This is a genomic window from Halomonas sp. YLB-10 (assembly GCF_003856855.1).
GTDB classification, from domain to species: domain Bacteria; phylum Pseudomonadota; class Gammaproteobacteria; order Pseudomonadales; family Halomonadaceae; genus Halomonas; species Halomonas litopenaei.
The window spans coordinates 74,040-98,248 of record NZ_RRCU01000005.1; the positions used below are offsets into that span (position 1 = coordinate 74,040).

General features: G+C 65.0%; 23 protein-coding genes and 1 other RNA gene. 12 read left to right on the forward strand and 12 right to left on the reverse strand.

Annotated elements, in window-relative coordinates:
• The first annotated feature begins 2 nt into the window (after window positions 1–2).
• From EBB56_RS12400 to EBB56_RS12410, 3 genes are read left to right on the forward strand one after another with little or no spacing between them, the layout of a single operon-like run.
• Window positions 3–473, forward strand: a complete 471-nt coding sequence (locus tag EBB56_RS12400) for a tripartite tricarboxylate transporter TctB family protein (protein WP_045995209.1) — start codon at window positions 3–5, stop codon at window positions 471–473.
• Between the two features lie 3 nt (window positions 474–476).
• Window positions 477–1,991 (forward strand): tripartite tricarboxylate transporter permease, encoded by a 1,515-nt coding sequence (locus tag EBB56_RS12405; RefSeq protein ID WP_045995208.1) that lies wholly within the window; start codon window positions 477–479, stop codon window positions 1,989–1,991.
• Complete coding sequence (locus EBB56_RS12410; RefSeq protein WP_124804518.1) at window positions 1,988–3,040, forward strand: Ldh family oxidoreductase; 1,053 nt, start codon at window positions 1,988–1,990, stop codon at window positions 3,038–3,040. The genes EBB56_RS12405 and EBB56_RS12410 overlap by 4 nt, the downstream gene beginning before the upstream one ends.
• 402 nt (window positions 3,041–3,442) lie before the next feature.
• On the opposite strand, the gene EBB56_RS12415 is transcribed toward EBB56_RS12410, so the two are convergent.
• Window positions 3,443–3,931: a DUF2938 domain-containing protein gene (locus EBB56_RS12415; RefSeq protein ID WP_239452491.1), complete on the reverse strand. Its 489-nt coding sequence runs from the start codon at window positions 3,929–3,931 to the stop codon at window positions 3,443–3,445.
• Window positions 3,932–4,085: 154 nt separating this feature from the next.
• Here EBB56_RS12415 and EBB56_RS12420 point away from each other — a divergent pair, with 154 nt between their 5' ends.
• Entirely contained in the window at window positions 4,086–4,598 is a 513-nt protein-coding gene (locus EBB56_RS12420) for a helix-turn-helix domain-containing protein (protein WP_124804519.1), read from the forward strand.
• Between the two features lie 127 nt (window positions 4,599–4,725).
• Here the strand turns inward: EBB56_RS12420 and EBB56_RS12425 are convergent, their stop codons facing one another.
• From EBB56_RS12425 to EBB56_RS12435, 3 genes are read right to left on the reverse strand one after another with little or no spacing between them, the layout of a single operon-like run.
• A complete protein-coding gene (locus EBB56_RS12425; protein WP_045990990.1) occupies window positions 4,726–5,466 on the reverse strand; it encodes a 16S rRNA (uracil(1498)-N(3))-methyltransferase in 741 nt (246 codons plus the stop codon).
• Window positions 5,466–6,008, reverse strand: coding sequence for a protein-export chaperone SecB (gene secB, locus EBB56_RS12430; protein WP_045990989.1), 543 nt, complete (start codon window positions 6,006–6,008; stop codon window positions 5,466–5,468). The genes EBB56_RS12425 and secB overlap by 1 nt, the downstream gene beginning before the upstream one ends.
• 43 nt (window positions 6,009–6,051) lie before the next feature.
• Window positions 6,052–6,474 carry a rhodanese-like domain-containing protein gene (locus EBB56_RS12435; RefSeq protein ID WP_045990988.1) on the reverse strand — a complete coding sequence of 141 codons (423 nt, stop codon included), beginning with the start codon at window positions 6,472–6,474 and terminating at the stop codon, window positions 6,052–6,054.
• 494 nt (window positions 6,475–6,968) lie between these two features.
• Between EBB56_RS12435 and gpmI the strand changes: the two genes are divergently transcribed.
• From gpmI to EBB56_RS12450, 3 genes are all read left to right on the forward strand, one after another.
• The gene (gpmI, locus tag EBB56_RS12440; protein ID WP_045990987.1) at window positions 6,969–8,540 is read left to right on the forward strand and encodes a 2,3-bisphosphoglycerate-independent phosphoglycerate mutase; all 1,572 of its coding nucleotides are present in this window, start codon (window positions 6,969–6,971) and stop codon (window positions 8,538–8,540) included.
• Window positions 8,541–8,707: 167 nt separating this feature from the next.
• The gene (locus tag EBB56_RS12445) at window positions 8,708–9,814 is read left to right on the forward strand and encodes a murein hydrolase activator EnvC (protein WP_045990986.1); all 1,107 of its coding nucleotides are present in this window, start codon (window positions 8,708–8,710) and stop codon (window positions 9,812–9,814) included.
• A 71-nt stretch (window positions 9,815–9,885) separates the two neighbouring features.
• Entirely contained in the window at window positions 9,886–11,190 is a 1,305-nt protein-coding gene (locus tag EBB56_RS12450; RefSeq protein ID WP_083970169.1) for a S41 family peptidase, read from the forward strand.
• Between the two features lie 39 nt (window positions 11,191–11,229).
• Here EBB56_RS12450 and EBB56_RS12455 read toward each other — a convergent pair whose 3' ends face one another.
• The 4 genes from EBB56_RS12455 to EBB56_RS12470 form a co-directional block, all read right to left on the reverse strand.
• Window positions 11,230–12,492 carry a UbiH/UbiF/VisC/COQ6 family ubiquinone biosynthesis hydroxylase gene (locus tag EBB56_RS12455; RefSeq protein ID WP_045990985.1) on the reverse strand — a complete coding sequence of 421 codons (1,263 nt, stop codon included), beginning with the start codon at window positions 12,490–12,492 and terminating at the stop codon, window positions 11,230–11,232.
• Window positions 12,493–12,721: 229 nt separating this feature from the next.
• The gene (gene ubiH, locus EBB56_RS12460; RefSeq protein ID WP_083970168.1) at window positions 12,722–14,050 is read right to left on the reverse strand and encodes a 2-octaprenyl-6-methoxyphenyl hydroxylase; all 1,329 of its coding nucleotides are present in this window, start codon (window positions 14,048–14,050) and stop codon (window positions 12,722–12,724) included.
• Between the two features lie 222 nt (window positions 14,051–14,272).
• Window positions 14,273–14,461, reverse strand: coding sequence for a hypothetical protein (locus EBB56_RS12465; RefSeq protein WP_045990984.1), 189 nt, complete (start codon window positions 14,459–14,461; stop codon window positions 14,273–14,275).
• Window positions 14,462–14,535: 74 nt separating this feature from the next.
• Window positions 14,536–15,120: a UPF0149 family protein gene (locus tag EBB56_RS12470; protein ID WP_045990983.1), complete on the reverse strand. Its 585-nt coding sequence runs from the start codon at window positions 15,118–15,120 to the stop codon at window positions 14,536–14,538.
• A 232-nt stretch (window positions 15,121–15,352) separates the two neighbouring features.
• Between EBB56_RS12470 and EBB56_RS12475 the strand changes: the two genes are divergently transcribed.
• The 3 genes from EBB56_RS12475 (at window position 15,353) to EBB56_RS12485 (ending at window position 16,716) form a co-directional block, all read left to right on the forward strand.
• Complete coding sequence (locus EBB56_RS12475) at window positions 15,353–15,664, forward strand: cell division protein ZapA (RefSeq protein ID WP_045990982.1); 312 nt, start codon at window positions 15,353–15,355, stop codon at window positions 15,662–15,664.
• 210 nt (window positions 15,665–15,874) lie between these two features.
• A non-coding RNA gene (gene ssrS, locus EBB56_RS12480) (6S RNA) lies at window positions 15,875–16,059 on the forward strand.
• 36 nt (window positions 16,060–16,095) lie between these two features.
• On the forward strand, window positions 16,096–16,716 hold the full coding sequence (locus EBB56_RS12485) for a 5-formyltetrahydrofolate cyclo-ligase (protein WP_260425354.1): 621 nt from the start codon (window positions 16,096–16,098) through the stop codon (window positions 16,714–16,716).
• 387 nt (window positions 16,717–17,103) lie between these two features.
• Here the strand turns inward: EBB56_RS12485 and ilvA are convergent, their stop codons facing one another.
• Complete coding sequence (gene ilvA, locus EBB56_RS12490) at window positions 17,104–18,666, reverse strand: threonine ammonia-lyase, biosynthetic (RefSeq protein ID WP_260425355.1); 1,563 nt, start codon at window positions 18,664–18,666, stop codon at window positions 17,104–17,106.
• A 204-nt stretch (window positions 18,667–18,870) separates the two neighbouring features.
• On the opposite strand from ilvA, the gene rpiA reads away from it, so the two are divergent.
• The gene (rpiA, locus tag EBB56_RS12495; RefSeq protein WP_045990979.1) at window positions 18,871–19,545 is read left to right on the forward strand and encodes a ribose-5-phosphate isomerase RpiA; all 675 of its coding nucleotides are present in this window, start codon (window positions 18,871–18,873) and stop codon (window positions 19,543–19,545) included.
• A 6-nt stretch (window positions 19,546–19,551) separates the two neighbouring features.
• Here the strand turns inward: rpiA and waaA are convergent, their stop codons facing one another.
• Genes waaA through EBB56_RS12510 form a run of 3 tightly spaced genes read right to left on the reverse strand, consistent with a single transcriptional unit; the run spans window position 19,552 to window position 23,382 of the window.
• Window positions 19,552–20,850, reverse strand: a complete 1,299-nt coding sequence (gene waaA, locus EBB56_RS12500; protein ID WP_124804521.1) for a lipid IV(A) 3-deoxy-D-manno-octulosonic acid transferase — start codon at window positions 20,848–20,850, stop codon at window positions 19,552–19,554.
• Between the two features lie 2 nt (window positions 20,851–20,852).
• On the reverse strand, window positions 20,853–22,283 hold the full coding sequence (gene hldE / locus EBB56_RS12505) for a bifunctional D-glycero-beta-D-manno-heptose-7-phosphate kinase/D-glycero-beta-D-manno-heptose 1-phosphate adenylyltransferase HldE (protein WP_045990977.1): 1,431 nt from the start codon (window positions 22,281–22,283) through the stop codon (window positions 20,853–20,855).
• Window positions 22,273–23,382 (reverse strand): glycosyltransferase family 9 protein, encoded by a 1,110-nt coding sequence (locus EBB56_RS12510; protein ID WP_045990976.1) that lies wholly within the window; start codon window positions 23,380–23,382, stop codon window positions 22,273–22,275. Before EBB56_RS12510 ends, hldE begins: the two co-directional genes overlap by 11 nt.
• Here EBB56_RS12510 and EBB56_RS12515 point away from each other — a divergent pair.
• Window positions 23,381–24,103 carry a 3-deoxy-D-manno-octulosonic acid kinase gene (locus EBB56_RS12515; RefSeq protein WP_045990975.1) on the forward strand — a complete coding sequence of 241 codons (723 nt, stop codon included), beginning with the start codon at window positions 23,381–23,383 and terminating at the stop codon, window positions 24,101–24,103. The genes EBB56_RS12510 and EBB56_RS12515 overlap by 2 nt on opposite strands.
• Window positions 24,104–24,209: the final 106 nt, after the last annotated feature.

The window sequence follows — 24,209 nt, forward strand, 5'->3', positions numbered from 1 at the left end:
AGATGAGAGATTTCATCTTGGGGCTAGCCTTCATGCTGTCGGGCTGCATCGTCATCTATGTAGCCCAACAGTACCCGACGATGGCTAGCCTGCAATTTGGGCCATCTCTGTTTCCCTCCCTCATTGGGGGAGGGTTTCTTATAGGTGGTTTGTTCCTATCGGTAAAGCAGGTCCCCATTTTAAAGACCCAGTATGCCAGTAACACTCCGGGCAATAACCGGCCGCTTCCTATCCGGTCGCTCCTGGCGTCACTTCTTCCCTGCGTGATGATTATCTTCTATATCCTCACCAGTGAATTCCTGGGCGCAGCGGTTAGCCTCGCCATTGGTATTTTCGTTCTTATGCTTTCCCGTAAGGCTTCACTTCTTCTATCCCTGGCTGTATCCATACTCGCATCGCTAACCATATATTTTATTTTCTCCACCTACCTAATGATTCCCCTTCCCGAAGGGTTGATGAGATTCTGGGGATAAGTCATGGATACCATTCTTCTAGGGTTACAGCTAGTCTTCAATGTCGAGACATTGCTCGTCATTCTAGCCGCCTCCGTCTTTGGTGTTTTCGTCGGTGCTGTACCAGGTCTTACGGCTACCATGGCGGTGGCCTTGCTGGTCCCGATCACCTTTTACATGGATCCGGTTCCGGCTATCGCGGCGATCGTGACCACATCTGCCATGGCGATATTCTCCGGCGACATTCCTGCGACCTATCTGAACATTCCTGGCACACCATCCTCCGCTGCCTATGTAGGTGACTCCCACCTTCTGGCGCGGTCCGGACGGGCCCGGGAAACCCTTGGCGTCAACCTGGTTTGCTCGGTATTTGGTGGAATCTTCGGCACCATTATTCTTGTCTTCGTTTCTCCGTCACTGGCGGAGGTCGCTCTTCAGTTCAGTTCATTTGAGTATTTCTGGCTGGCCTTGCTGGGTTTGAGCTGCTCGATCTTTATCGCTATCGGCTCCAGGGTAAAGGCCTTCCTGTCATTGATGATCGGCCTTCTCTTGTCCACTGTCGGGCTGGACATGATGAGTGGTGCTCCTCGTTTTACCTTCGGCATCCCGGACCTCATGGCCGGGATCAACTTCATACCGGTCATGATCGGCATGTTCGCGCTCAACGAGTTGATGCTCTTCTATGGTTCACGTGGCGATGGTAGAGCAATGCCGTCGCTCTCCAAGGATAGCGTCTTCAGCCAAGTTCCAGGACACCTGAAGGCCTACTGGCCCAACATGTTTCGCGGAGGATCGATCGGTACCCTGATCGGGGCGCTCCCTGGCGCCGGTGCCGACATAGCCGCCTGGATTTCCTACGCCGTGGGCAAAGGTCGCTCAAAGCAAAAGGAGGCATACGGGACGGGCCATATTGAAGGGATTGTCGATGCCAGCTCCGCCAACAACTCTGGCATCAGCGGCGCCTGGGTGCCGGCTTTGGTGTTCGGCATCCCGGGAGACTCTATCACGGCCATCGTCATCGGGGTGCTGTACATGAAGGGCATGAACCCCGGCCCCACCATCTTCATGGATGGCAGTGGGTTGATCTATGCACTTTTTGTCGTCTTTTTCCTGGCTAACCTGGTGATGCTGCCCATTGGATACGCCGCAATACGGTCGGCAAAAGTATTTATCCTGACGCCAAGGAAGGTACTTATGCCGATTATCCTTTGCTTCTGCATCGTTGGCGCATTTTCGATCAACAATTCAATTACCGATGTCTGGATCATGCTTATTATCGGCGCGGTGGCATCGATCCTGGCGAGGTGCGATTTCCCGATGGCGCCCGCCATCCTGGGGCTGGTGTTGGGCACTACCCTGGAAAACAACTTCATGAGCTCCATGCTCAAGAGCAATGGCGACCTGCTGGCCTTCTTTTCACGCCCGATCAGCGCAGGGCTGGGCGCCCTCGTCATTCTGCTGTGGCTATCGCCGTTGCTGACCATGGCCTACAAGAAGTTCAAGCACGCCAACTCCAACAAGGCACAGGAATTATCATGAGACGCTATACGACACCGTGGTTGGAAGATGTCCTGGTGACACTTTTCAGAGAAGCCGGCGCATCCGAAGAAGTCAGTCGGACGACCAGCAGCATCCTCATCGAGGGGGACCTGCTGGGACACCATACCCATGGGGTAAAACTGGCCAACGGCTACCTCAAGGACTTGAAGTCCGGCCATGCACGTGGTGATGCGTCGCTGCTCGAATCCCGCCAGATCAGCCCTGTGGCGGCGGCCTACGACGGACACTATATCCTCGGCCCTTACCTGGTCCAGAAGGCGCTTGAGCAAAGTGCTGATGCGGCCAGGACGTCGGGGATCGGTATCGTCAGCATCAAGCGATCCCACCACATTGCCTGCCTGGCCTCCTATCTGAAGCCCTTCGTCGACCAGGGGCTGATGCCGATCATCATGACGTCTGACCCGGCGGTAAAGTCGGTGGCGCCGTATGGGGGGCTCGATCCGGTCTACACACCCAACCCGATCGCCATGGGAATCCCGAGCCGAATCCAGCCGATCATGCTGGACGTCAGCATGTCCACCGTCACCAACGGCAGCGTGGCCAAGGCCAGGGCCGAGGGCTCAAGGCTCGATCATCCGGTCATTCTCAGCAACCAAGGGGTCGTCAGCGACAACCCTGAAGACTACTTCACGGATCCTCTGGGCAGCATTCTCCCGCTTGGTGGGCGCGAGTTTGGCCACAAGGGCTTTGCCATGGGATTGATGGTCGAGGCACTGACCTCGGCCCTTGGTGGCTTCGGACGCAAGGACGATCCAAGTGGGTGGGGGGCCTCGGTGACCGTCATGGTGATCGATCCGGCACTATTTGCAGGGAGCAGCGACTTCCTCGACGAAACCGACCACCTGGTCGAAGCCTGTCTGCAAGCCAAGCCCGTTGACCCCGAACGTCCTGTGCGGCTGCCAGGCCAATCGGGGCTCAGGCGTCGCACCGAGTTTCTCGATCAGGGCATCCCGCTTCCCGGCGAAGTGGTCGCAGAGCTTCGCAGCGCCATCGAGGATTCGTCATTGAAAGGAACCCTGGACGTTTGAGCCATCAAGGCTGACCGCAATGCTGCGCCAGGGACGAATGAACCAGGGCATTGTCCCTCGTCCCGGCATCCTGGATAGCCCGGCTCACATAAGCCCGGCTCACATGAGCCGGGCTATTTACGAGAGGCTATTGGCGTCCTGCGGGGGAAAGGCTGGACAACCACGCCCAGCCAGCATGTAAGCGCTCACTAGCACGAATTTACACGCCGGTATTGCAGAGCTCAGGCGCTCGTCGTACGCGCCCTAGGCGCTGTCCGAAAAGTCGACGAGCGAAGGTTAGACAAGGCAAAAATCGGTGAGAAAGCGCAGTTTACGGGGTGTAAATGAGCATTTTGACCGGGCTGGCGCACCAGCCGATTTTTAACGCCGTATTACCGAGCGCAGGCACTTTTCAGACAAGCCCTAGAAGGCGAGCATGCCCCCAAGCCCGGATACCCACAGGCCGATACCGAAGCTTGCGTGCGCCGTCAGGCTGCGAAGCCTGGCGATGTTTGGCCGAGGCGTCCTGCGCGCGGCGATGCCTGCGCCCAGCCCCGGTTGCAGTACCAGAAAAGGAGCGAGCACCGTCACCACACCGAACACCAGCGCGGGCACGAGCGCCGGTCGTTGCTGCCAATCCGATCCGACAAGTACCAGAAACACCAGGGCGAACACCACGCCCGTCAGATAGTGAAACGCCCACCCCAGCGCCGCCTCTGCGCGTATCGGCGCGCTTCCCGAGATGGGGCGATGGACGACAGTGCCTCCCGCCAGGTGACCCAGCCAGCGCCCCACCAGGGCGTAGTCCAGGGAGGGAATGCCGAGTACCCGGCGCTGCACCAGCGCGACGACATCCATGAAGGCGGTCGCCCCCACGCCAAGCCAAAGGGCATCAACCAGAAGTTCTGCCACTGCACTACTCCTTCAGCAAAGAGAGCCCGCTGCCGAGCCGATCGAAGAGAAACGCATCCTGAGGATCAAGAGACGGCAACGTCGCGCGCTCTCTTGCAGATTCAGGCAAAGCCGAAGTAGCTTACGACCTCAAGTCAACTTGAGGTCAAGCGCTATGCTCGACATCTCCGAGGTCTCCCGGCAAAGCGGCGTCGCCGCGTCGAAACTGCGCTATTACGAAGAGATCGGGCTGATCCGTTCGATCGGACGTAGTGGGCTGCGGCGGGTCTTTGCGCCGGACGTGCTGTCACGCCTGTCGCTGATAGCCCTGGGACAGGCAGCCGGGTTCTCGCTGGCCGAGATAGGCGACATGCTTGGCCAGGAAGGCAAACCCGACATCGACCGCGAAAGACTGGGTGCCAAGGCGGACGCCCTGGACCGGCGCATCAAGCAATTGAGCGCGATCCGCGATGGCCTGCGCCATGCCATGACCTGCACCGCACCTCGCCACCTTGAATGCCCCACCTTTCAGCGCCTGATGCGCATCGCGCTTGCCAAACAGTCAGCGCGGGGGCCTGGGCGACAAGGGGCGAAAGGGGCAAAAGCAGCGAGAGGGGCGAGAGGGGCGAGAGAGGCGAGAGAGGCGAGAACCCAGCATGGACAAACAAGACTGAAACGAGATGGCTGAACGGATCTCTGCCACTAGCGCAAAAAAGGCCCGACTCCTCGAAACAGGAGCCGGGCCTTTTTCAACACGCGGATCAGGATGCCGGATCGGGTCAGCCGGGACGACGCTGAGCGCCAATAGTAAGCACTTACACATCCCCGAAGCGTGATTGCAGAAGCGTCAGCGCGACCACCGGGGCGGTTTCGGTACGCAGGACCCGTGGTCCCAGGGTCAGCGCCGCAAACCCTTGTGCCGTCGCCGCCTCGACCTCGCGTGGGGACAGGCCACCCTCGGGGCCGATCAGCACGCAGGCGCTGGCGACATGCTCGGCGCGCTCGAGCACGCCTGGCGTACCCGGGTGGAGCACCAGCCTGAGCGCCTCGTCACGCTGGCCCAGCCACTCGCTCAGCGACTGCGGGGCCTTGACCTCGGGCACCGTGGCGCGGCCGCACTGCTCGCAGGCGCTCACCGCCACCGCCTGCCAGTGGGCCAGCTTCTTTGCCTCACGCTCGCCCTTGAGGCGCACATCGCCGTGCTCGGTGTACAACGGCGTAATCGCGGCGACGCCGAGCTCCACCGCCTTCTGGATGGCGTAGTCCATGCGATCGCCCTTGGAGATCGCCTGCCCGAGATGGACGGACAAGGGCGATTCGCCCTTACCATCGCGCACCTCGAGTATGTGAACGCTTACTTTCTTGCGATCGGACTCGGCGATGTCGGCGCGGGCTTCGCGACCCTGACCGTCGAACAGCACCAGGGGATCACCGGGCTTGAGCCGCAGCACGCGCCCCACATGTCGCGCGGCTCCTTCGGGCAGAACGACGTCGCCGCCGGCGACAAGCGCGGCGGCGACGTGGATGCGGGGGCCCTGGAAGGCGGCGTCGCTCATCAGTGGGCGGTCGGCGCCTGCTCGCCCTGAGCAGTGCCCTGAGCATCGCCCTGCTCGGCCTCGCGGCGCTTCTTCTGGGCGTAGAGCGCCTCGAAGTTGACCGGTGCCAGCATCAGCGGCGGGAAGCCGCCACGATTGACCAGGCTGTCGACACACTCGCGGGCGTACGGGAACAGCACGTTGGGGCAGAAGGCACCCAGGGTGTGGTCGAGCTGGTCACCTTCGATGCCGGTGATGCGGAACAGGCCGGCCTGTTCGATCTCGGCCAGGAAGCAGGTGGTGCCGCTCTCGCTGTGGGTGACCTGGGCGGTGACCTTGATCACCACCTCGAAAAGGCCGTCGGCGACCTTGGTGCTGCGGGTGTCCAGGTCGAGGCCGACCTTGGGCTTGAACGGCTGACCGAAGACGCCAGGTGAGTTCGGCGCCTCGAAGGAGATGTCCTTGACGTAGATGCGCTGCAGCGAGAACTGCACCTGCGGCTTTTCCTGATCCTGCTGACCGGCGGCCTGGGCGCCAGCGTTCTGGTTGTTGTCGTCTGCCATGAGAAAGATCCTTGAATCGGGTAATCAGAAATCGTGCGGACGGTCACTTCTTGACGATGGGCAGGTTATCGGTCTGCCACTGGGTCATGCCACCCTTGAGCTTGAACACGCGCTCGAAGCCGGCCTTCTTGAGCTTGGCCGCCACGGCGCCGGAGCTCTGGCCGTGCTTGCACACCACCACAATGGGCGAAGCCTTGACCTTGTCGAGCTCGTTGATGCGGGAATCGAGGCTGCTCTGGGGAATGTTGCGAGCGCCGGCGATGTGTCCCGCCTTGAAGTCGTTCTTGTCGCGAACGTCCAGAATCACCGCGTCTTCACGGTTGACCATCTGGGTCGCTTCGCTGGTGGTGACGCCACCGGCGTTGGCGTTGCGCAGCTCATACAGCAGCCAGGCCGTCAGCACGGCAAGGAAGGCAGCCACCAGCAACGGGTGATTCTGCACAAATTCGAACAGCTGATCGATCATGGGGTCGGCTAACTCTCGTCGGATGCAAAAATGGTGGTGGCCTGGGTGGCGAAATCGGCGTCCAGGGCCTTTGTTACAAGATCTATGTCACAAGACCTGTGCCTCAAGGCCGGTGTTGCGAGTCCAGTCTACAGACCGGACGACGCGAGACGCAGGTACGTTGCCCGCGCTCGATCACCGCTACCCGCCGCAGGGCGGCCAGTATACACGACTCGGGGGCGATGCCGCCTGCCTCCGGGCACTGCCTCGTCGGGTCAATGACGACCGCTGCCAGCGTGCGATATGATGCCGCAAGGAGGATCGTGTCGCGAGCCTGAAACCGCAAGCCACGAGACTCACGAAGACGCGCCGATTCTATTGTCGGGCGCGCTTCCCGAACCGCCAGGCACCAGCGTTTACCCACGACACCCCAGGACATCCGGCGACGACGCCAGGCGTCGAGCGCCAACAAAAGGATGCCGGGCGAGGTCATCTTGAGCTAGAGGCAATTCCTCATGACGGATACTGCGACCGCACCGCGCCCGGTGGCGCTGATCATCCTCGACGGCTATGGACACAATGAAGACGCCGCGTCCAACGCCGTCGCCGCCGCCGACACCCCCAACATGGACCGCCTGTGGCAGCAACGCCCGCACACCCTGATCCACACCGATGGCCGCCACGTGGGCCTGCCGGACGGTCAGATGGGCAACTCCGAGGTCGGTCACATGAACCTCGGCGCCGGGCGCATCGTCTACCAGGACTTCACCCGCATCACCAAGGCCATCGAAGACGGCGAGATCGACGACAATGCCGTGCTGACCGCGCCCATCGACGCGGCGGTGAAGGCGGACAAGGCGGTCCACCTGCTCGGCCTGCTGTCCCCCGGTGGCGTTCACAGCCACGAGGATCACCTGCTGGCGGTGGCCGAGATGGCCGCACGGCGTGGCGCCAAGCGCATCTACCTGCACGGTTTCCTCGACGGCCGCGACACCGCGCCCAAGAGCGCCAGAGCCTCCATCGAGCGCGCCAACGCCAAGCTTGCCGAGCTGGTGGGTCAGGACAATGGCTTCGTCGCCTCGATCATCGGCCGCTACTTCGCCATGGACCGCGACAACCGCTGGGACCGCGTCGAGAAGGCCTATCGCCTGATCACCGAGGGCCATGGCGAGCACCAGGCCGAAAGCGCCGAAGCCGGCCTCGACGCCGCTTATGAGCGTGGCGAGACCGACGAATTCGTCGCCGCCACCAGCGTGCGCCCGAACGGCAAGCCGGTCGCTGCCGAAGACGGCGATGCCGTGCTGTTCCTGAATTTCCGCGCCGACCGCGCCCGCGAGCTGACCCGTGCCTTCGTGCTCGAGGACTTCGACGGCTTCAACCGTCAAGTACAGCCGACGCTGGCCGCCGACGGCCTGGTCATGCTGACCCAGTACGCCGCGGATATTCCCGCGCCCTCGGCCTTCCCGCCTGCCGACCTGAACAACACCCTGGGCGAGGTCATGGAGAAGCGCGGCAAGACCCAGCTGCGCATCGCCGAGACCGAGAAGTACGCCCACGTCACCTTCTTCTTCTCCGGCGGCCGCGAGAAGGAATTCGAGGGCGAGGAGCGCGAGCTGATTCCTTCACCCCAGGACGTCAAGACCTACGACGAGAAGCCCGAGATGAGCGCCTTCGAGCTCACCGACACCCTGGTCGACGCCATCGACGGCGGCAGCTTCGACCTGATCATCTGCAACTACGCCAACGGCGACATGGTCGGCCATACCGGTGACTTCAACGCCGCCAAGGCAGCCATCGAGGCGGTAGACAAGTGCGTGGGTCGGGTGGTCGAAGCGATCGAGCGCGCCGGCGGTGCCTGCCTGATCACCGCAGATCACGGCAACGCCGAGCAGATGGTGCACCCCGAGACCGGCAACCCCCAGACTGCGCATACCACCTTCCCGGTGCCGCTGGTGTACGTGGGCAGCCGCGAGGCCCGGCTAAAGGACGGCGGTCGCCTGTGCGACCTGGCGCCGACCCTGCTGACCATGATGGGCGAGTCGGTGCCGGAGGAGATGACCGGCGAGGTACTGATCGAGCTGTCGTGAGACCTCTGCGCACCGCAGCCCCAGTCGCGCCATCGAGGCGCCAGCCCGGCAGCTGCCCACCACCACGTACGACGCCGCCCCGCCCGGGGCGGCGTTGTGGGTTTGTCCGCGCGGCTGTCGCCCTGGGCGCAGCGGTCCTGTGGCTGGGTGGCCTGCCGCTCACTCCTGTGACACAGGCCGGCCTGCCGCTCGCTCAGGCCAGTCCCAGCGAGCAGCAGGCCAGGCAAAGGCTCGACGCCATCGGCGAGCGTATTCAAGAGGCCAGTCAGCGCCTGGCCAGCACCGATAGCGCCCGCGACCAGGCCAGCGAGGCCCTGCGCGAGGTGGAAACGGCACTGGCCGAGACCCACCAGCGCCTGGATACGCTGCAGGCCGAACGCCGCCGGCTCGATCAGGAGATGGCCGAGCTTGCGCATCGCCGAGAACTGATGGAAGCCGAACGCCGGGAGCAGCGGGCAGCCCTGGGTCGTCAACTCGATGCGCTCTATCGCATGGGCCTGACACCACAGTTGAAGCTGCTGCTGAATCAGGACGACCCTGCACGACTGGACCGCCTGCAGGCCTATCTCAACCATCTTGCCGACGCCCGCAACGAGCGCCTCGATCTGCTCGCTGAACTGGACCAGCGTCTGGATGACAACCGCCGCGAGCTCGAACACCGCAGCGAGGAGCTGGCTTCCCTGGAGGCCGATGTGGCGGCCCGTAGCCAGGCCCTGGCCAGGCAGAGCCGCGAGCGCCAGGCGCTGGTGGCGCAGCTCGACCAACGCTACGACACCGAGGCCTCGAAGCTGGCCTCGCTGGACCAGGACCGGGCCCACGCCGAGCGGGTGCTGCGCGAAGTGCAGGAAACCATGGCACGGCTCGAGCGCCCGCCGCCGTCCACCGCCATCGAGCGCACCCGAGGCGACCTGCCGTGGCCGGTGCAGGGCATGATGCTGTCGCGCTTTCGCGAATCCCGCGGCGTCCACCGCAACGGCATCCTGATTCAGGCGCCATCCGGGACTTCGGTCGAAGCGGTTCACCCCGGCCGGGTGGTGTTCGCCGACTGGATGCGCGGCTTCGGCAATCTGCTGATCGTCGACCACGGCGACCAGGTGATGACCCTCTACGCCCACCTGCAACGCTTCGAGACGGAGGTCGGCAGCCGTGTGGAGCGTGGCCAGACACTGGGCCGCGTCGGCGTCAGCGGAGGCCGCGACGCTCCGGGGCTGTATTTCGAGGTACGCCGAGGCGGAGACCCCATCGATCCTGGTGGCTGGATCGCGCGGCGCTGAGCACACGCCATTTTCAACCATCCGGCCTAAGGCTATGCTTGAACCTTGCCCCTACGTCGAGCGGAGACCGCATGACCGAACCCCGAGCCGCCCACCGTCCCTCGCGCCTCAAGACACTGACCGGGACTTGCCTTGCGTGGTGCCTCGCCGCGACCCTGGCCTGGCCTTCGCTGGCCAGCGCCCAGGCGACCGACGATGATCTGCCGATCAGCGAGATCCAGGCCTTCTCCGAGGTGTTCGAGCGGATCAAGCGCGGCTACGTGGAAGAGGTCGATGATGCGACCCTGCTCAAGAACGCCATGCGCGGCATGCTCTCGGAGCTGGACCCCCACTCCAGTTACCTCGACGCCGAAGCCTATCGCAACCTGCGGGAGACCACCGAAGGCGAGTTTGGCGGGATCGGCATCGAGGTCGGGCTCGACGACGGCCAGCTGACGGTGATCTCGCCGATCGACGACACCCCGGCCGAGCGCGCGGGACTACAGGCTCAGGACGCCATCCTGCGCATCGACGAGACCCCCACCGATCGGCTATCCCTGCAGGAAGCGGTGGACATGATGCGTGGCGAGCCAGGCACCGAGATTCGCCTGACCGTGGTCGGCGCCGGCGATGGTGCTCCACGTGAGGTCACCCTGGCCCGGGAAATCATCCGTACCGACAGCGTGAAGAGCGACATCCTCGAGCCCGGCTACGGCTATCTGCGCGTCAGTCAGTTTCAGGCCCGCACCGGCGAGCAGGTAGAGGATGCCCTGACCGAATTGCGCGACCAGGGGGCCCTGTCAGGCATCGTGCTGGACCTGCGCAACAACCCCGGCGGCGTACTGCAGTCGGCGGTGGACGTGGCCGACGCCTTCCTCGACCGTGGCCTGATCGTCTACACCGAGGGGCGCCTGTCCGATAGCGACATGCGCTTTTCGGCGACCCAACGCACCGCGGCGCCGGACGTGCCGCTGGTGGTGTTGATCAACGGCGGCAGCGCCTCCGCCGCAGAAATCGTCGCCGGCGCCCTGCAGGACCAGCGCCGTGGCGTGGTGATGGGTACCGAAAGCTTCGGCAAGGGCTCGGTGCAGCAGATCATGCCGCTGGGCAATGGTGAAGGGCTCAAGCTGACCACCGCGCTCTACTACACCCCTAACGGTCGCTCGATCCAGGCCCAGGGTATCGAGCCCGACGTCGAGGTCGTGCGCGGCCGGCTCGAGGTCGCCGATACCAGCAACCTGCGCATTCGCGAGTCTGATCTGGAAGGACATCTTGGCGATGGTGGAGATCGCGCCGGCAGCCGCCGCAGCGATCGGCTGGACGGCGACTACCAGCTGGGCGAGGCACTGAATCTGCTGAAGGCGCTGAACGTGATCAGTCAGCGCGACACGCGCTAGGCCGGGCGACTAGGCCCTGGCCCGCACTCGGCCTGCCCCCTAGCGACAGCTAAGCGGCAGGCGTCCGCGTGAGCCGGTGGCCTGCTGCATGATCAGGCGCTTGATCGGAGACAGCCGGTCGACGCCGGAAAGCCCCAGGTTGCGCGCCAGCGTCAGGCCCGGGTGGCGGCTGCCGAACAGACGCCGAAAGCCTTCCATCAGCACCAGCATCATGGCGTTATCACCACGCCGACGTCGCTCATAGCGGGCCAGCAGGCTCAAGCCACCAGGTGCCACACCGCGACTGCGCCCGTTCAGCAACTCTTCGGCCAGTACCGCCGCATCGAGAAAGCCCAGATTCACCCCCTGGCCGGCCAGGGGGTGAATGCTGTGAGCGGCGTCGCCGATCAGCGCAAGCCCCGGCAGGTGGTAGCGCTCGGCGTGGCGCTGGCTGAGCGGGAAACTCCTGGCCTCATCCAGCACCTCCACCGCCCCCAGGCGATGATCCAGCGCCTCGGCCATGGCCTGGCCCAGCGCTGCTGGCGAGAGTGTCGCAAGACGTTCGGCTTCCTGCGGGGTGGTGGACCAGACGATCGAGCAGTAGTGGCTGTCTCCCGCCACCGTCAGCGGCAGGAAGGCCAGGGGGCCGGTGGCCAGAAAGGCCTGACGGGCTACACCGCCATGACGCCGCTCGGTCTTCACCGTGGTCACCAGCGCGCACTGCCCGGTGTCCTGTTCACGTACCGCTATCCCGGCCAGCTCGCGCAGCGGTGAACGTGCACCGTCGGCGCCGACCACCAGCGGGGCCGCCAGCACGCTGCCATCATCCAGGGTCACCCGCCGACGAACGGCGCCGTCGTCCAGCGCCACCACCTTGCGACCATGCAGGCGCTGCACCTGCGGCAGCCTCGACAGTTCGGCTTCCAGCGCCGCCAGAATCACATCATTTTCGACGATATGGCCAAGCACCGGCACCCCGGCCTGATCGGCGCGGAAGCCGACCTCGCCGGAGCCGTCGGCGTCCCACACCTGCATGGCGGTGTAGGGCGTGGCGCGCCAGGCGTCGATGCGCGGCCAGGCACCGAGGCCTTCCAGCAACCGTCGAGACACCGGGGTCAGGGCGCTGACGCGGGGGGCCGGCACACTGCCCGGCAGGTCATCCGAGTCCAGCGGGCCCGGACGCGGGTCCACCATGGCGACCGTCCAGCCTTCCCGTGCCAGCAGCACGGCCAGTACGGCACCTACCATGCCGATACCGGCGATCACCACATCGACTCCCGTCGGCGCTGCCTTGGCGGCTGAACCCTCTGCCTGCTCCTTCATCGGCGTCTCGCTCTCCCAGTCTTCCTGACAATCACTGACTCGCTTGCACCACGTGCCTTTGCGGATTCGCCCTCAGGGTCCCGGCAACGCAGCGCACCCAGTGTACCGCCAAGGGCAATCCTATGCTCGACCGCCAGAGTTTCAGAGGCAGTGCCTGAAGTCTGCCTGACGCCATGGGAAGGCCCTGTGGGCCAGATGACACCAACGGGCCAGGGTTGCCCCTACCCAGTTATCGTTCGCTGCCCATGGCCCGCCTGGCGAGGCCCCGCCTCAGCGGCCCTGCGAGGTTCAGGCCAATCAGTCCCGCGGCGCGGGCGTGGGACAGCAGTGGCTGGTCGATGCCGAACAGCCGAATCAGGCCGTCGCTGAAGCGCACCACATTGCGCTGGTCCGCTTCGCGGCGTCGCTCGAAGGAGGCCAGGGTCGCCGCGCTGCCAGGCGCCTGGCCGGCCTCGAGCCCTTGCTCGATGGCCTCGACCAGGTCGATCACCCCTCGCAGCGCGAGGTTGAAGCCCTGGCCCGCCACCGGGTGCAGGGCATGTGCGGCGTTGCCCAGCACCGCCAGCCCCGGCCGTGTCGTCTCCCGCGCGGTGACCAGCGACAGCGGGTAAACGTGACGCTGGCCGACCTTGACGAAGGCGCCGGCTCGATCGCCAAAGGCGGCCTGCAGCTCTTCGAGAAAGGCGCGGTCCGACAATGCCAGTCGGCGCTGTTCGCTGCCCTTTTCATGGGTCCACACCAGCTCCATGGCCTGTCCCGGCAGCGGCAGCAGCGCCATCGGGCCTTGCCGTGTGAAGCGCTCGTAGGCAACGCCCTGGTGGGGGCGCCCGACCGCGACATTGGCGATCATTGCCACCTGATCGTAGGGGGCCGCGTCGCTCTCGATCCCCAGCGCCTCCTTGAGGCCAGAGCGACCGCCGTCGGCCAGCACGGTCAGGCCGGCCTCCAGCACGCTGCCGCTGGACAACCACAGACGATGGCCTGCGGCCACGGGTTCGATACGCTCCACCCGAGCCGGACAGTGCCAGTCGAGCGGCAGCTCGGCCAGGCGGCGATGCAGCACCCGCCCCATCCAGGCGTTGGGTACCACGTAGCCGAGCGCCTCGACGCCCATTTCGTCGGCACGCAGGCGCGTCGCACCAAGGCGCCCCTTCTCACTGACATGGATCAGCGAGATCGCGCTGGCCTTCGCGGCCATGGCCGACCACACCCCGAGGCGCGAAAAGTGCGCGGCGGACCCCGCCGCAATGGCGCTGGCGCGGGCGTCGAAGCTTGGCTGCCAGGCGTCGTCTTCTCCCGCCGAAGGCGCCGCTTCCTGCGGCGACGGTGCGAGCGGTGCCATCGGTGCGGCCTCGACCACCGCGACCTTGAGGCCGGAGTGTTCGATCAATTCCGCCAGGGCCGCCCCCAGGCTCGCCCCCACCAGCCCCCCGCCGATGATCGCCACGTCGACCCGCTCGACCGCATGGCCACCTTCCTGGCAAGACGCCTGAGGGGCGTTCGCTGAAAGGCGGCTTGCCGTTGGTTCCACAGTGCTCTCGGGGGTGTCTTGCGGCATTACTGTATTCCTGTAATAACTTTACGTAATCAAACATTTATTAGCGTGCTAGTTGGCTATAAAACCACCAACTGCCCTGGCGAAACAGCACCCTGATTTATACCTCAACCACCAGCATCCCTCCCTTACAGGACCTGTGACACGACACTCTTCTGGAAAATTGGCGCACCCATGTGCGCGGTAATCCGACGATCATCCGGTCCACAACGACCCGATCCTCGACTACCCGGTCGTCGACCAGCGGCGGCGCCCCGGGCGGCGGCGAGAAGAGTCCACCACACCAGAGGCACGCACCGATGAGAAAGGTGTGATCGCCGAGAAAGGCATGATCGCCAAGGACAGGTAGGCGGCCGATTCGCCGGCGACCCGAGCCCAGAAGCGCGCTGCCGGATCGATCACACCATCCAGCATAGCAGGCTCTGGCGACGGGAAAAGGAGGGAAAAATCCCGAACTTTGCAGGCATCGTTCGGGACTTTGGCAAGCGTCAGTGGGTGGTGGGAGGCGTCTCGTCGACCTGCTCGACCTGCGGGGTGCCAGGGTGCTGTTCGGTATAGAGCAGCATCGCCGCCATGCGGGCGTGTTCGGTCAGGGCAAAGAGGTCGTTTTCGTTCTCGGCGCTGTCGTCGATATCGGTCTCGATGGCGGCCAAACCCGCGAGATCCTCGATGGCCTCCCTGAGCGGCTCGGACCACTTCTTTCTGGGCGCGTCGCCTGCATCCTCCACCACTTCGAGAAAGCCGAGGGTCCATTCCTTGAGGCCCTGGGCACGCTCGGCCAGCGAGAACATCTCGTCAGGCAGCAGCGGTTCGAAGTTCAGCTCAGTGCTGGCCAGGGCGTCCAGGGTCTGGCGGCGCCAGCCGAGCAGGCGTTCGGCGCTGGGCTCGTCTCTGGGCTGGTCGACCCCGAGGGTCAGGCAGACCTCCTCGAGCCAGGCCTCGGCGGTGAGGTCGTGCAGGCCGAGTGCCGCGCACAGGCGCCCGTCGAGAAAGGCCGGCGACTGCATGCTGCCATGCAGCAAAAAGGTGTCGGCGATGGTGGAGAAGTCCTGGCGTTCGTTGATCAAAGACATGATGATATCCGCTGAAGAAGAGGTTCAGGGTGGCAATACCGCGGCGCCCCCGGGGTGACCAGAAGCCGCTTGCCCATGGCATCGGCAAGCGCCGTCGGTGCTCCCGTCTTGAGGTGTCGCGTTGACCCCCCGCTGAAGGCTCTCTTATAGTGACTCGCAATCGATCCCCGATGGTAACGCATCCTGCCCGTTCGGCGCTGCGTTAGCCAAGGCCCGCCCCGGAGCCAGGCCCATGAATGACACCAAGCGGCATACCACCGACATTACGCTGCTAGAACGCCCCTACACCATCGCCTGTGCCCCCGAGGAGCAGGAGGGACTGGAGCGTGCTGCCCGCTATCTGGACCAGGCCATGCAGGGGATCCACGCCCAGGGCAAGGTGGTGGATCGGGAGAAGATCGCCATCATGGCTGCACTCAACCTAGCCCACGAACTGCTGGGCCTGCGTGACGAGAAGCGTGCAGGCGAAGCCAGTCTGAGCGAGCTGAACACCCGCCTGGAACAGGCGCTCGCCAAGGCGCCGAGTCGCGATTCCGACGTCTGATCAAGGCTGATCAGGGCTTTCGGTACCTGAGCCCGCATCACGTCCCGTACCGCCCCGGTGGTCCGCGCCCCGCCTCATCTGCGAGAGCCGTGCCAGCACCTCATCCCCTTGCTGCTGTCTCGCGACCAGCGCGCCTGGTCGACACTGCCTCCCCAAGCACTCGAAGGCATCTTCACTTTGGCGCCAGGCCCCGGTCTGGTAGCATGGAGGAGTTCCCTGGGGTGTGCGCCAGTCGTTACAGTCCCTCGAGCCTATGCGCAGTACCCAGGGGGCCAAATGCTAGCCGGGCCCGTGTGCAAGTCCGTGCGACGGAAAGCCTGACGGCTCGGCTGCGGCCACCCACCTTGAACCTATGGGTTCAAGGGCCAGAACGACAGCGGCACTCTGGGGAACCTCGAATGAACGATCTGCGCTCTTCCATTGACGCACAGATGACGCTCGGACACTTGTCACGTACCGAGCTTCGACGCGAACTGCGACGCCGCCGCCGGGCCCTGAGCCCGCGCCAGCAGCAGGCCGCCAGCCAGTCACTATTGGCTCGCCTGCGTCGCCTTCCAGAACTGCTGAGTGCCCGTCGCGTGGCGCTCTACCTGCCCAATGACGGGGAGATCGATCCTCGCCCCCTGCTCGACTGGCTACGCCAGCGCCGCGCCCAGGCCTATCTTCCGGTGCTGCGCCCCCTGAGCGACAATCGCCTGTGGTTCGTCCGCTACGACGAGCACACCCCCATGGTCGCCAATCGCTTCGGCATCAGCGAACCCTGCAGCCGTCACGGCGCCCATCCGTCGCGTCGTCTGCCGCCCTGGGCGCTGGACGCCATCCTTCTACCGCTGGTGGGCTTCGACGACGCCGGCCAGCGCCTGGGCATGGGTGGAGGCTTCTACGATCGCACCCTGGCCTTCGCCCATCCCGACAGCGGGCAGGGCGGCCCCAGGCCACGCCTGATCGGCCTGGCCCATGACGTCCAGCGCGTCGAACGCCTGCCGGTGGCCTCCTGGGACGTGCCGCTGAACGCCATCGTCAGTGATCGCAGAGTGATCCGCCCTGCCTGAAACGCCTCCGGCCGCCCCTGAGGGCGGCCGGAGTTGGATCTATGCCGATGTCGTGACCATGGTGCCTGGTGCCTCAACCTCCCACCAGCGCCTGGGCGTAGCCGGTTGCCACGACTCCCAGGCCGAACACCAGCACCAGTGACATGATCAGATCGGGCTTGCGTTTCATTCCTGACTCCCTTCATACGGCCGCTTGCCGTATTGTCTTGATGTTGTGGTCAAAGCGACTGACTCAGACTATAGGGTGATCACCCATGTATGGCAATCATCACGCTTCCACGATGAAGCCCGTCAGCCAGGCGTCATCATGCCCAGCAAGTAAGTCAGCGCTTGCGCGCGCAGGATACGCCGCTTTGCCTCGACTTCCAAGACGTCATCCCGCCATGGCTATGCCATAAACAGTTGGTAGGCGGGATTGTCACTTTCCTTCCAATAGCGATAGCCAATGGCGTCAAAATGTTCCTCGACGTGGGAACGATCCCCGTTGGGAATCTGCATGCCGACCAGCACCCGACCATAGGCAGCACCGTGGTTGCGGTAGTGAAACAGCGAGATATTCCAGTCCTGGGGGAGGTGGGTCAGGAAGTTCATCAGCGCGCCGGGGCGCTCGGGAAACTCGAAGCGATAGACTTCCTCGGTGAACTCGGTACGGGGCCGGCCACCGCCCAGATGACGGATATGCAGCTTGGCCAATTCGTTGTCGGTCAGATCCTCGACCGGGTAGCCCGCCTCGATCAGTTTGCCGATCAGCGCCTGGCGATCCTCGCCGCCCGGCTTGACCTGTATGCCGACGAAGATGTGGGCCTGGTCGGCATCGGCGTAGCGATAGTTGAATTCGGTGACCATGCGCTTGCCGATGGTGCGGCAGAACTTCTTGAAACTGCCAGGTCGCTCGGGAATGGTCACCGCCAGGATCGCCTCGCGCTGCTCGCCGAGTTCGGTGCGCTCGGCGATGTGCTGGAGCCGATCGAAGTTGGTGTTGGCGCCAGAGTTGATGCATATCAGGGTCTGGCCCTCGGCCCCGGTCTCCTGGATATACTTCTTGAGACCGGCCAGCGACAGCGCGCCGGAGGTCTCGGACACCGCCCGGGTATCCTCGAAGATATCCTTCACCGCCGCACACATCTCGTCGGTGTTGACGGTGATCACCTGGTCCACCAGGTCACGCATCAGGGAAAAGGGAATCTCGCCGATCTGCGCTACCGCCACGCCCTCGGCGAACACGCCGACCTGTTCAAGGATGACCCTCTCACCGGCCTCCAGCGCGGCCTTCAGGCAGGCGCTGTCCTCGGCTTCCACCCCGATCACCTTGATCTCCGGGCGCAGGTACTTGATGTAGGCCGCCATGCCGGCGATCAGGCCACCACCGCCCACCGGAATAAACACCGCATCGATGGGGCCGCTGTGCTGACGCAGGATCTCCATGGCCACGGTGCCCTGTCCGGCGACCACATCGATATCGTCAAACGGCGGGATATAGGTGTAGCCGTGGGCCTCGACCAGCTCCTGGGCGTGCTCTGCGGCGGCGGCGAAGGCGTCGCCCTTGAGGATGACCTTGGCGCCCCAGCCGCGTACCGCAGCCACCTTGATCTCCGGGGTGATGCGCGGCATCACGATCACCGCCTTGACGCCCATCTGCTTGGCCGCCAGCGCCAGGCCCTGGGCATGGTTCCCGGCGGAGGCGGCGATCACGCCCTTGGCTTTCTGCTCATCGGTCAGGTGAGCCATGCGATTGTAGGCACCGCGCACCTTGAAGGAGTGCACCGGCTGAAGGTCTTCACGCTTGATCAGAATCTGGTTGTTGAACCGTCGCGACAGCATGGGCGCAGGTGAGATCGGCGTTTCTCGGGCGGCTTCGTAGACCCGGGCCTGGAGAATCTTCTTGACGGTAGCTTCGAGCATTCTGGTATCCAGCGTGAGGGAGGCGGGCAAAACCCCTATTGTTAGCATCGCCTCACGCCCAACGTCCAGCGCCAGCCACCCCAGGCAGACATTGCTTGCCTCAGTGCCGAGCTGCCGCGACCGCGATGAAGGCGGAAACGGGCGGAGCCCAGGCACCACAGTGACACGCCACACAGCGTTTCTTCCGCCTTTCGCGATGCCCTATAATGGCCGCAGCTTTCCTCTTCTCACGCTCCCCATCGCAGGTATTCCATGACCCAGGACGAACTCAAGGACGCCGTCGCTGCCGCCGCCATCGACGAGGTCCGCCCGATGCTCGGCCGTGACATCGTGATCGGTGTCGGTACCGGCTCCACCGCCAACTGCTTCATCGACCGCCTGGCAGAGCTGCGCGGGGACTTCCGCGGAGCGGTGGCCAGCAGCGAGGCCAGCGCCCAACGATTGAAGGGGCACGGCATCGACGTCTACGAGCTCAATGAAGTCGGCACCATGCCGGTCTACGTCGACGGCGCAGACGAAGTGAACGCTCACCTACAGATGATCAAGGGTGGGGGTGCCGCGCTGACCCGCGAGAAGATCGTGGCGGCCTGCTGCAAGACCTTCATCTGCATCGCCGACGCCTCCAAGCGGGTCGAGCGACTGGGCGACTTCCCGCTGCCCATCGAGGTGATTCCCATGGCCCGTTCCTACGTCGCCCGGGAACTGGTCAAGCTTGGCGCCGATCCGGTCTATCGCGAGGGCGTGGTCACCGACAACGGCAATCAGATCATCGACTGCTACGGCCTCGACATCGATGACCCCGTCGCCCTGGAGACCCGCATCAACGCGATCGTCGGGGTGGTGACCAACGGCCTGTTCGCCGCTCGTCCGGCGGATATCCTGCTGATCGGCGGCGCCGACGGCATCAGCCGGCATCTACCCGCCTGAGCCCGGTCACCTGCCTTGGCTGTGGCCAAGCAGCCGGTCCAGGCCAGCGAGGGTGGCCTCCAGCGCACCCCGGTGGGTGTCGATGACACCTTGCCCGGCCTCGCTCAGCCGCTTGCGCTGTTCTGCATCCTCGAGCAGCGCGGCGACACGCTCGACCAGCTCGTCGGCGTCGGCGATCTCGACCAGGGCGCCGGCGTCTCTCAGCAGCTGGGCCACGTCCTCGAAATTGTCGAGATGCGGGCCGGTCACCACCGGCACACCCATCAGCGCGGGTTCGAGCAGATTGTGGCCGCCGATGGGCACCAGACTGCCGCCGACGAAGGCCAGGTCCGCGGTACCGTAAAGCGCCTGCAGCTCACCCATGCTGTCGCCAAGATAGATCTCTGCCCTGGCGCTGGGGACGCGTCCCCGGGAGCGCCTGACGGTCTCGAAGCCGGCCTCCTGGCACAGCCTGGCGACCTCTTCGAAGCGCTGCGGATGGCGCGGCACCAGCACCAGCAGGATATCGGGAAAGCGCGCCTGAAGGCGGCGCTGGACCCCGAGCAGCAGCTCATCCTCACCGGGATGGGTGGACCCGGCGACCCAGATCGGGCGATGCCCGATGGCTGCGTGCAAGCGCTCACTCACCTTTAGAGAAGCATCATCAAGGGCCATATCGAACTTCATCGAACCGACGACCTGGATGTGGTCGGACGCCATGCCCAGTTCGACGAAACGCTCGGCATCCTCACCGGACTTGGCCGCCAGCCAGTCGACATAGGCCAGCGACTCGGCCATCAGCGGTCTCAGGCGCCGGTAGCCACGAAAGGCACGGGGTGACAGGCGGCCATTGACCACCGCCACCGGGATACCCCGCCTGGCGCAGGCTCTCAGCAGGTTCGGCCACAGCTCGGTCTCGAAGAAGATCGCCTGGCGAGGGGCCAGACGCTGGACAAAGCGGCGCGCGGCGCCGGGAAAGTCGAGCGCCACGAAGACATGGCTCAGGGGAGCGGCCGCCTCCGCCTCGGGAACGTCGTCCACCAGCGAGAGCACTCGTTCGGCACCGGTGGCGGTCATGGTGCTGACCACCAGTCGGTGATCAGGATGGCGCAGGCGCAGGGCGCGTATCAGCGGGCGTGCCGCCACCACCTCGCCCACCGAGGCGCAGTGCAGCCATAGCCGCGGACGCTCGTCGGCGAAGGGCCGCAGACAGCCCATCCGCTCGCCACGAGCGCGATCCGGCAGCTGTTCGCGCCAGACCCGTCGCCAGATCAGCGGCGACAGCAGTCCGATGGCACCTGAATAGGCGAGCCGTGGCCAGCTCACCCTCAACTCTCGCGATCGAGGATGGTCGAGATCATGGCGGTGGTGGAGACGCCATCCTCGAAGCCGAGCACCTTGACCTCGCCCCCGGCGTCACGCACCGCTTCGCCGCCGGCGATATCCTCGGGCCGGTAGTCCCCGCCCTTGACCAGCACGTCCGGCAGCACCGATTCGATCAAGCGAGCCGGCGTATCCTCGGCGAAGGGCACCACCCAGTCCACCGCGCCGAGCCCGGCCAGCACCTGCATGCGGCGATTGAGCGGATTGATCGGCCGCTTGGGGCCCTTGAGCCGACGGATCGAGGCGTCGTCGTTGACCGCCACGATCAGCCGGTCACCGAGCTGGCGGGCGTGCTCCAGGTAGGCCACGTGGCCGGCATGAAGAATGTCGAAGCAGCCGTTGGTCATCACCACCCGCTCGCCACGGGCCTGGGCGGCGCGCACCGCCAGCACCAGCGGTGATTCCTCGATGACGCCGAATTCGGCCAGCTTGTCGCCGTGCAGCGCGGTGTAGAGCTCGGCGATGGACAGCGTTGCGGTGCCGGGCTTGGCCACCACCAGACCCGCCGCCAGATTGGACAGGGTCATGGCCTCGGCGAAGCCGTGGCCGGCGGCCAGCGCCAGGCCGAGCACCGCGATCACGGTGTCGCCGGCGCCGGTGACGTCGTAGACCTCACGGGCCCGGGTCGGCAGGTGCAAGGGGTCATGGCCTTCGCGAATCAGCGTCATGCCCTTCTCGCTGCGGGTGATCAACAGCGCCTCGAGCTCGAGCTCCTCGCGCAGCGCCTCGCCCTTGGTGGCCAGGATGTCGTCGCTGGGGCAGGGCCCGACCACCGCCTCGAACTCGGCCAGGTTGGGGGTGATTACGCTGGCGCCACGATAGCGCCGGAAATCGCTGCCCTTGGGGTCCACCAGCACCCGCTTGCCGGCCCGGCGCATTTCCGGGATCACCATCTCGACGTTGGCCAGGGTGCCCTTGCCGTAGTCGGACAGGATGATCAGGTCGAAGTTGTCGGTGGCCTCGATCAGCCTGGGCGCCAGCTCCGAGGTGTCGATCTTGTCGAGTCCATCCTCGAAGTCCAGCCGGATCAACTGCTGGTTACGGCTCATCACCCTGAGCTTGGTAATCGTGGGCATGCCGGGAGTACGGTGAAAGTGAGTGCTCACCCCCACCTCCTCCAGGCGCGCGGTCAGACGGTCGGCATTGTCGTCGTCACCGACCAGTCCGGCCAACGCCGCGTGGGCACCCAGGGAGGCGATGTTCAACGCCACGTTGGCGGCGCCGCCCGGACGATCCTCGCACTCTTCCACGCGCACCACCGGCACCGGGGCCTCCGGCGATATCCGGGAGGTGCCGCCGTGCCAGTAGCGGTCCAGCATGACGTCGCCCACCACCAGCACGCGGGAGCGCTCAAGCGCGGTCAGATCAAGCTTCATCGGGTGACTCCCTATCGAGGTCGGAGCGGTGTTGCGAGGCGGTGTCGGCGAGCAGGGTATCGAGTCGCTCGATCACGTCGTCGGCGCGAATCAGCGACATCGCATCGGGATGGCGGACCCGCTGGCCCCAGGTGATGGTGTCGGGATCCGCCTGGAGGAACTCCCGGACGGCGTCAGGGTAGCGATTGACCACGTAGTCGCGCCACAGGTAGGGCGCGGCGCGATCGGGGTTGGTGGTGGCAAACAGGCCCACCACCGGGGTAGCCAGGGCGTTGGCCATGTGCACCGGGCCAGAATCCGGGGCGATCACCAGCCGGGCGCGATCGATCAGCGCCAGCAGACCCTTGAGCGAGGTGGCGCCGATGGCGTCGATCACCGCCTCGGGGTGACACAGCGACTGAATGCGCGAGCCCATCTCGCGCTCCTGGGTACTGCCGCCCCCGGTCATCACCGTCTTCAGGCCAAACTGGGTCCAGGCGTGCTCCACCACGGCGGCGTAGCCTTCCGCCGACCAGTTGCGAAAGTTGCGCAGGCGCGGATTGGCACAAGGACTGATCAACAGATAGGCGCTGTCGCCGGTGAGCTCCCTGGCCTCGGCGTAGGCGCTGTCCGGCACCGGCAGTCGCCACTCCAGCGACGTATCCTCGACCCCCAGCAGGCGCGCGAAGTCCATGAACGACTCCAGCACGTGGGCTCGCTCACGCGGGGCCAGCTGACGATGGGTGAACCAGTACTGGCGGTCCTTGGCCCGGGCCGGATCGAAGCCCACCCGCACCTTGGCCTTGAGTCCCAGCGACAGCACGCTGGCTCTGAGCGCCTGCTGCATGTGCAGCAACACGTCGAAGCGGGTATCGGCCAGCTCGCGCCACAGCGCCCGCATGCCCTTGAGGCCGGTGGACTTGTCATAGACGACGAACTCGACCCCTGACAGGCCGGTCAGTAGACTGTATTCGCCCTTGCCGACGATCCAGGTGATCCGCGCCTCGGGCCATTGGCGCTGCAGGGCTCGAACCGTGGGCACCAGATTGCACACGTCTCCCAGGGCAGAGAGACGCAGCACGCCGATGTGGGCAGGTCGAGCGGGCAGAGGATGCTTCATGCGGTTGGCAACGTATCAGTCAGGAAAGGTGGGCATTTTATACGATGCCACCAGTTTATGTGACGCTGTACCACGGCCACAAATCGGACCCGCTCTGCTGGCGCCAGAATACTGGCGCGAGGCAGGCCTGGTGACCGGACAGGCGCCGGGTCGCGGCCAGAGTCTGTTTCTCGAGGTGGGCGATCGTCAGTGGGTGCTGAGACCCTACCGCCGCGGCGGTCTCGTCGCCCGGCTATCGACCTCCCGTTACCTGTGGACCGGGCTCGAACGCAGTCGCGCCTTTCGCGAAGTGCGTCTGACGGCGCGGCTTTACCAGGCCGGCCTGCCGGTGCCGCGGCCGGTGCTGGGAGGCGTCGTTCGCCATGGCCCAAGCTACGAGGCCGCGCTGATCACCGAGCGCCTGCCGGCCACCCGAGCGTTGGCAGAGCATCTCGGCAGCGGTGATCTGGCCCCGGGCCTGCTCCATGAAGTGGGCCAGGTCATCCGACGCTTCCACGATCATGGCCTCGACCATGTCGACCTCAACGCCCGCAACCTGCTGGTCGACGACAGCGACCGGGTCTGGCTGATCGACCTGGACCGCTGTCGCCTGCGCGCCCCTGGCAAATGGCGCGAGGGCAATCTGGCGCGACTGGGACGTTCGCTGGCCCGCTTCTGCGTCGACGAGAGGTCGGCCCAGCAGGCACTCGAAGAGATCCGCCGCGGCTATAGCGACGCCTAGCCTGTGACCGATAGCGGCCTGTAATCGATTCTCGGCTCCAGAACACTTTTACAGCAACGTCTACAGCGATAGCGGCCGCTTACTCACCTCTCTGAGCAAGCGGTGT

Excerpts from the sequence above, each read along its gene's own strand:
- EBB56_RS12400 (WP_045995209.1), top strand. The coding sequence starts at position 3 with ATGAGAGATTTCATCTTGGGGCTAGCCTTCATGCTGTCGGGCTGCATC.
- EBB56_RS12405 (WP_045995208.1), top strand. The coding sequence starts at position 477 with ATGGATACCATTCTTCTAGGGTTACAGCTAGTCTTCAATGTCGAGACA.
- EBB56_RS12410 (WP_124804518.1), top strand. The coding sequence starts at position 1,988 with ATGAGACGCTATACGACACCGTGGTTGGAAGATGTCCTGGTGACACTT.
- EBB56_RS12420 (WP_124804519.1), top strand. The coding sequence starts at position 4,086 with ATGCTCGACATCTCCGAGGTCTCCCGGCAAAGCGGCGTCGCCGCGTCG.
- EBB56_RS12425 (WP_045990990.1), bottom strand. The coding sequence starts at position 5,466 with ATGAGCGACGCCGCCTTCCAGGGCCCCCGCATCCACGTCGCCGCCGCG.
- secB (WP_045990989.1), bottom strand. The coding sequence starts at position 6,008 with ATGGCAGACGACAACAACCAGAACGCTGGCGCCCAGGCCGCCGGTCAG.
- EBB56_RS12435 (WP_045990988.1), bottom strand. The coding sequence starts at position 6,474 with ATGATCGATCAGCTGTTCGAATTTGTGCAGAATCACCCGTTGCTGGTG.
- gpmI (WP_045990987.1), top strand. The coding sequence starts at position 6,969 with ATGACGGATACTGCGACCGCACCGCGCCCGGTGGCGCTGATCATCCTC.
- EBB56_RS12450 (WP_083970169.1), top strand. The coding sequence starts at position 9,886 with ATGACCGAACCCCGAGCCGCCCACCGTCCCTCGCGCCTCAAGACACTG.
- EBB56_RS12455 (WP_045990985.1), bottom strand. The coding sequence starts at position 12,492 with ATGAAGGAGCAGGCAGAGGGTTCAGCCGCCAAGGCAGCGCCGACGGGA.
- ubiH (WP_083970168.1), bottom strand. The coding sequence starts at position 14,050 with ATGCCGCAAGACACCCCCGAGAGCACTGTGGAACCAACGGCAAGCCGC.
- EBB56_RS12465 (WP_045990984.1), bottom strand. The coding sequence starts at position 14,461 with ATGCTGGATGGTGTGATCGATCCGGCAGCGCGCTTCTGGGCTCGGGTC.
- EBB56_RS12470 (WP_045990983.1), bottom strand. The coding sequence starts at position 15,120 with ATGTCTTTGATCAACGAACGCCAGGACTTCTCCACCATCGCCGACACC.
- EBB56_RS12475 (WP_045990982.1), top strand. The coding sequence starts at position 15,353 with ATGAATGACACCAAGCGGCATACCACCGACATTACGCTGCTAGAACGC.
- EBB56_RS12485 (WP_260425354.1), top strand. The coding sequence starts at position 16,096 with ATGACGCTCGGACACTTGTCACGTACCGAGCTTCGACGCGAACTGCGA.
- ilvA (WP_260425355.1), bottom strand. The coding sequence starts at position 18,666 with ATGCTAACAATAGGGGTTTTGCCCGCCTCCCTCACGCTGGATACCAGA.
- rpiA (WP_045990979.1), top strand. The coding sequence starts at position 18,871 with ATGACCCAGGACGAACTCAAGGACGCCGTCGCTGCCGCCGCCATCGAC.
- hldE (WP_045990977.1), bottom strand. The coding sequence starts at position 22,283 with ATGAAGCTTGATCTGACCGCGCTTGAGCGCTCCCGCGTGCTGGTGGTG.
- EBB56_RS12515 (WP_045990975.1), top strand. The coding sequence starts at position 23,381 with ATGCGGTTGGCAACGTATCAGTCAGGAAAGGTGGGCATTTTATACGAT.
- EBB56_RS12510 (WP_045990976.1), bottom strand. The coding sequence starts at position 23,382 with ATGAAGCATCCTCTGCCCGCTCGACCTGCCCACATCGGCGTGCTGCGT.